At 59.3% G+C, this 6,202-nt stretch carries 3 protein-coding genes; 2 read left to right on the top strand and 1 reads right to left on the bottom strand.

Translation table 11 applies throughout. The annotated features are described in order from the left end of the window. Positions 1 to 2,007 (bottom strand): outer membrane protein assembly factor BamA (bamA, locus tag ACIREA_RS24295; RefSeq protein WP_397384926.1); only part of this gene is annotated, 2,007 nt, incomplete at its 3' end. Between the two features lie 291 nt (positions 2,008 to 2,298). Here bamA and ACIREA_RS24290 point away from each other — a divergent pair. Beyond that, positions 2,299 to 3,180 carry a DMT family transporter gene (locus ACIREA_RS24290; RefSeq protein WP_397384925.1) on the top strand — a complete coding sequence of 294 codons (882 nt, stop codon included), beginning with the start codon at positions 2,299 to 2,301 and terminating at the stop codon, positions 3,178 to 3,180. A 45-nt stretch (positions 3,181 to 3,225) separates the two neighbouring features. Then, positions 3,226 to 6,202: UvrD-helicase domain-containing protein (locus ACIREA_RS24285; RefSeq protein WP_397384924.1), on the top strand; the 2,977-nt coding region annotated here is incomplete at its 3' end.

Here is a 6,202-nt window from a genome sequence, read left to right as displayed (position 1 = left end):
ACCCGTGCTGTCCTTGGGGCCAGCATGACGATACGTGAAGCCGCGCAGGTTGTTGGCACCGCCGAGGAACTGACGCTCAAAAATGGGCACCCGATCGCTGTTCCAGCTGTTGACGGCACGGAACATTCCTTCAAAGCTCAGGATGGTGTCTCCGGGCAGATTGAAATACTGCTGACCGCCGATGTTGCCGCCATAAACCGGGACATCTCCACCAAGGCCTGAAAGCAGGATGCCTGCTTCGATCTTGTGACCGCTGCGGGTGATGAAGACGCTGTCACGCGTGTCATGCACAAAGTTCGTGTCAATCTTGCTTTGGAGGTATGATCCTTTTTCTTGCGCGATCAGAGCGGAGGCACCGCTGGCAATGTCGCCAACTGTGACGTCCTGAAGGGTGTAGGTGCTCTCAATGTAGGCGTGCTCACCGAGACGTTTGCGCAAACCGGCCGAGACGCCGACGTTGGTCTGATTGAAGAAGTTGGAGAGGTAGAAGAGGTTGTGATAGAATGCCTCAGCAGTGAGGGCCAGTTCGCGACCCAGGAACCAAGGTTCGGTCCAGCTGATGGTGACGTCACGACGAAGTGCACCGGCACGAATGTTGGCGTTGAAACGTTGACCGCCCCCGCGGAAATCCTTCCAGTCGTTGATGTCAAAGTTGGTCTGTGTTACCTGAATGAATCCAGTGATGCTGTCGATGGAACTGAAGCCGGCACCGAAGTTCACCGTGCCGGTGGACTGCTCCTGGACATTGATGTCCACATCCTTGTAGCCGGGGGCGGTGGTGGGCGTGTTGCGCATGTCCACCGAACTGAAGTAGTTCAGGTTTTGCAGGCGGCTTTTACCGGCCTCGATTTTCACGGTGTTGAGTTCCTCACCCGGGGCAAAGGGAAGTTCGCGGCGGATGACTTCGTCCTTCGTGACCGAGTTTCCGGAAATGTTGACCTTGCTGATGTAGGACTTGGTGCCTTCCACGATGTTGTAGGCCACGGCAACCTGCCCGGCACTGGTCTCCAAAATGCTTGTCTCCACACGCGCATCGGCGTAGCCACGGGAGCCGTAGTAGTCTTGAACCATCTTTTCATCAGCCTTGATAAAGCTGCCGACGTAAGGGAAGCCGGGTTCAGTCTTGATGCCCTGCATCAGCACGTCATTGGTGAAAATGGTGTTGCCGGAGATCTTGACCGCCGAGACGTCATACTTGGCGCCTTCATTGATCACATAGACAAGGTCCATCTGCTTGGAGGACACCGGTTCACGCCGCACCTCGGTCACTTTGGCATAAACAAAACCCTTGTCCTGAAAGGCCTGCTCGATCTTTTTGATGTCTTCCTGCAGATCCTGATTGCTCAGCTTGCCTTTTTTGCCCCACAAGTTCCAGATGTGGTGCTCCTGAGATTTGATCTGGCCGCGGAGCACACGTGACTTGATGGCGGTGTTGCCTTCGAAGCGGATGTCATGAATGATGCCACGAGCACCTTCATCGATCTTAAAGGTCACCGTGGAGAACCCTTCGCGGGCGGACGGGGTGATGTCATAGCTTGCGATGACATCGGAGAACCCTTTCTTTTCGTACAGTTCCACAATCTTTTGCTGTGCAGCAGAAAGCTTGATGTCATCCACGGGATCGCCCACTTTGACCGCGATGTCCTTGCGCAGCTTGCTGTTGTCGATGGCGGTGTTGCCAATGAAATTGATCTCTGCAATGCCGCCGCGACCGATGATTTCGACGATGACTTTGACGCCGCCTGCCACGTCCACCGCATTGATGTCGAGGTTTTCCACCGCTCCAGTGCTGTAAAGAGCACGGATGTCGCGTTCCACCGATTCATTGCTGAAAGGCTGGCCCACACGGGTGGACAGCTGGCTGCGAATGCGATTTTCATCCAGCTTGACCGCGCCTTTGATGACGACTTGCACGTCCTGCACGATTTTTTTAGCCGTAGGTGCCGCAGGGAGGCCCGCTTGTGCTCGTGCCTGCTGCGTTGTGGCAATCAAGAGTGTGACAGCCACTACAGATAAAATTGTTAGACGAGACAGATGAGAAGTTCCGTGATTCATAGGCAGGGCAGAGTGAGCAGACGGGATAAAGGCTGGGCGGCAAGGCACGTCCAAACTGGAGCATGACAAGCCTGCATTACTGCTTCCGCACCGCTCCACGTCAAGGCGTAAGTTCTAAGGGGGTTCTTGCCATTAATTGAGGCCATAGGATGTATTGATGGCGGATTGGTGGTTTTCGCCCTTGTATGCGACCGAAAAATGAAGCCTCCAGCACCAGCTGGAGCAACAGATTCGTCACCAAGCATGTCCCGTTCCAATCTGCGTAATTACATCCAGCTGCATCTAGTCGTGCTAGCCTGGGGGCTCACGGCTATTTTGGGAAAGCTCATCCTGCTGCCGCCGGTGGATGTGGTGCTGTGGCGCACGGCGCTGGCGGTGCTCTGCTTTTGGGCGCTGGCGCGCTGCATGGGGCACTCCCTTTTGGTGTCCCGACGTAGAATTTTGGCAATGTTAGCTGTGGGAATTATTCTGGGACTGCATTGGATTTTGTTCTTTTGGTCCGCCCGGCTGGCCACCGCTTCTGTCTGTTTGGCGGTGATGCCTACGGCCATGCTGTGGTCCTCGTTGATTGAGCCAGTCATTGATGGCTCCCGGCGCTGGCGGTTTGCCGAACTCCTCGTGGGAGCTGTCATGGTCGGGGCTGTGTGGCTCATCTATCAGGTGGAGTTCCGTTACTGGCTCGGGTTTTCCGTGGCCATCGCCGCCGCCGTGCTGGCCGCCTTCTTTGCCACCCTGAGCAAGCAGCAGGTTGCGCGGGACACCCACTGGAGCGTCATTGGTTTTTATCAAATGGGCGGTGCGTGCCTTGCCGCGTTCCTTTCCCGCCCCTTTCTCGAAAACGGGCTCCTGCCGGAGCTGCCGGATGCCGCATCGGCGCTTTGGCTCGGTGTGCTTTCTCTTGTGTGTACCGTGGCCGCCTATGCGGGTTTCATGGATGTGCTGCGTCGGGTCAGCGTTTTCACGGTCAACGTCGTCTATAATATGGAGCCGGTGTATGGCATCGTTCTCGCTGCCTGGGTGTTTGGGAAGGCCGAGTTCATGAGCGCGGGCTTCTATCTTGGCGCATCGGTCATCATCGCCGTCGTGCTGGCTTTGCCATGGATTCGTCGCTGGGTGGAAAGGTGAGAGTGCTGGACATGGTGTGCAGCGTGGGCTTGCATCGGCAAACCTGTGAATCGCCTTCGCCACATCCTCGTCTCCGCCTCCGCAGGTTCCGGCAAAACCTACCAGCTGGTGCGGCGGCATCTGCATCTTCTCGCGCTCGGGCAGCCGCCGGAGCGCATCGCGGCGATGACCTTCACGCGCAAGGCGGCGGGGGAGTTTTTCCAGCGCATCCTGCAGCGGCTGTCCGGGCTTTCGCAGCACGGTGAGCAGCCGGAGCACTACTTCACGGGCATGGCACCTTTGCCCGAGCAGTGGCCGGAGTTTGTCGATCTCCTGCGCAGGGTCACCCAGCAGCTCCATCGCCTGCGCCTGGGAACGATGGACAGTTTTTTTGCCAACATCACCGCCTGCTTTCCGCTGGAGCTCGGTCTTCCGTTGGGTGCCAGCGTAATGGCCGAAAATGAAGCGGCACAGGCGCGGCGGGAGGCGCTGGATGCGCTGCTGGAACGCATCCATTCCTCGCGCGATGAGCATGCAGGCCGTGCGCTGCTCGAAGGCTTCAAGCAGGCCACCTTTGGCATCGAGGAACGCAGCGCGGCAGGCAGCCTGGAGTCCTGGATCAATGATCACCATGCCACCTGGCTCGACAGCGGGGATGGTTCCCCATGGGGTAGGCTGCCGGGACTGGAACTGGCAGAGGCCGGCAATCTCAAGGCTGAGCTTAATAACCTGCGGGATCGTTTTGTGCCGCGCACCGATGAGGGTGCCCGGTTCTTCGATGAATTCCTGGCGGAAGCCTCTGTCTTGGAACCCGGGGCTACACTGCCGCCGAGGGTGAAGTATTTTTTGGATAAAACGACCGCAGTCTGGAAGGATCTAAAGACTGGCAGGGCGGAAATCGGCTGGGGGCGCGGCAAAAAATCGGAACTCACCGGGGAAACCGCGCGCGCCTGGGGACGGGTTGCCGGGGCGATACTAGACCAGGAGCTGATCTGCCGGGCGCAGCGCACTCAGGGCATGGCGGCTCTCATGGCGCTTTACGAGGCCGAGTACGCCCGTCGCGTGCGCTCACGCGGTCGGCTGTCCTTTGCCGATGTGCAGCGACTGCTGGCGGCTGCCACGGCTGACGGCTCGGAATGGGCGGACGGTGAAAGCGGTGATCTGTGGTTCCGGCTCGACGGACGTTATGACCATTGGCTGTTTGATGAGTTTCAGGACACCAGCCGCGTGCAGTGGAATGTCGTGCGTGGGCTGGTGGATGAGGTGATGCAGGATGACACCGGCAGGCGCAGCTTTTACGCCGTGGGGGATCCGAAACAGTCCATCTACCTCTGGCGGCAGGCGGAACCCGGCCTGTTTGACGATGTGTTGCGCGAATGGCCGCATCAGGACCAGAACGGCCTGGAACCGCAGACGCTCAGCCAGTCCTTCCGCAGCGCTCCAGCGGTGCTGGACGCGGTGAATGCGGTGTTTGCAAACCCGGCAGGCATCGAAGCGGTGCTGCCAGGCTGCACCGCAGGCTTTGCGTTCAAAAAGCATGTGGCTGCGGAGCGTAATCAGCAGCTCAGCGGTTACGCGGCGCTGCTGAGCGTATCTAATGAAGAAGGGCTGCGCAATCCCTCCACCACACCCACCGTGACGGCGCTGCTGAAAGAAATCCGCCCCTTGGAGCGCGGGCTGACCTGCGCGGTGCTGGTGCGCGGGAATAAGAATGCCAATGAAGTTGCGGAAGAACTGCGGGCGACAACGGGCATGGAGGTCGTGTGCGAATCGCAGATCCATCCGGCCACGGACAATGCGGTGACGCTTGCCCTGCTCTCTCTGCTGCAGCTGGCGGCGCACCCGGGTGATACCCTGGCGCTGGAACATCTCAAAATGACGCCGCTCTGGCCGCAGATCGAGCTTCCTGAGCGGGGCTGGCCGCTGACGTGCCATCAGGTGCGTGAGTCCGTGTTTGAGCGCGGCTTTGTCGGCTTCACGGAAGTCTGGACCCGGCATGTGCGCGCCCTGCTGCCTGAGATGGATGCTTTTCACGAGCTGCGGCTGCGTCAGTTCGGTGAAATGGCCGCCGAATTTGATGCCGGTGGTTCACGCGACATCGATGCATTCCTCCAGCATGCGCGCGATATGCCGATGCAGGTGCGCGGTGCGGCAAACGCGGTGCAGGTGATGACCGTGCACAAGGCCAAAGGGCTGGAGTTTGATGTGGTCATTTTGCCGGATCTCAATGGCGATGCGATGGATCATGTGCGGCGGCGCTCGTTGATCGTGAATCGCGATGCGCAGGGGATTTCCTGGGTTTTGCAGGAGCCACCGCGCATCTATGCACCTTTGCATGAGGCTTTGGATGAGGAGCTGGAGACCTCGAAACAGCGCTCGGGTTTTGAGTCGCTCTGCCGCCTGTATGTGGCGATGACCCGGGCCAAACGCGGCCTGTATCTGATTGCCGAACCGCCACCGAAGTCAAAAGAGCCATCGATGAGAGAGGCACAGTTTTTGCGCCGGATGCTGGGCGTTGCGGGTGAGTCCGAAGCAGGCGAGTCTTATTTGATCGAGTGGCAGACGGGGGACGAGCAATGGTTTGCCACATCTCCTGGCGCAACGCCCCGGGCGCAGGAAACGGCGCTGGTGTCGCGTCCGCTGGGGGAGTTGTTGAGGGAGTTCCAGCCGCTGGCCAAGCGCGTGACGCCTTCGGGAGAGGAAGATTTCCAGGTGAAGGGCAGCATGCTCTTCAGCGCAGGGCGTGAGCCGGGCCGGAGACTGGGCAATCTGGTGCATGAATTGCTGGCTTATGTGGAGTGGTGGGATGCCAATTCGAACATGGACGAACTCGAATCGCGCTGGAAGGCGTCCGGACTGCTGCGCGGGGAGGCGGTTGAAACGACGGCGCTGGCGATGGTGCGCGGGGTGCTGCAATCAGCCGCTGCAAAGTTTGCCTTTGCCAGGCCGGCTGCGGAGGCACAGGCATGGCGGGAGCGTCCCTTTGACCTGATCCACCAAGGGAGCTGGATCAGCGGCGTGTTTGACCGGGTGGTGGTCGAGC

It is taken from the genome of Prosthecobacter sp. (assembly GCF_044373815.1).
Lineage (GTDB): Bacteria > Verrucomicrobiota > Verrucomicrobiia > Verrucomicrobiales > Verrucomicrobiaceae > Prosthecobacter.
The sequence above is the reverse complement of the archived record's forward strand: the minus strand, read 5'-3'. Positions and strand labels throughout refer to the sequence as shown.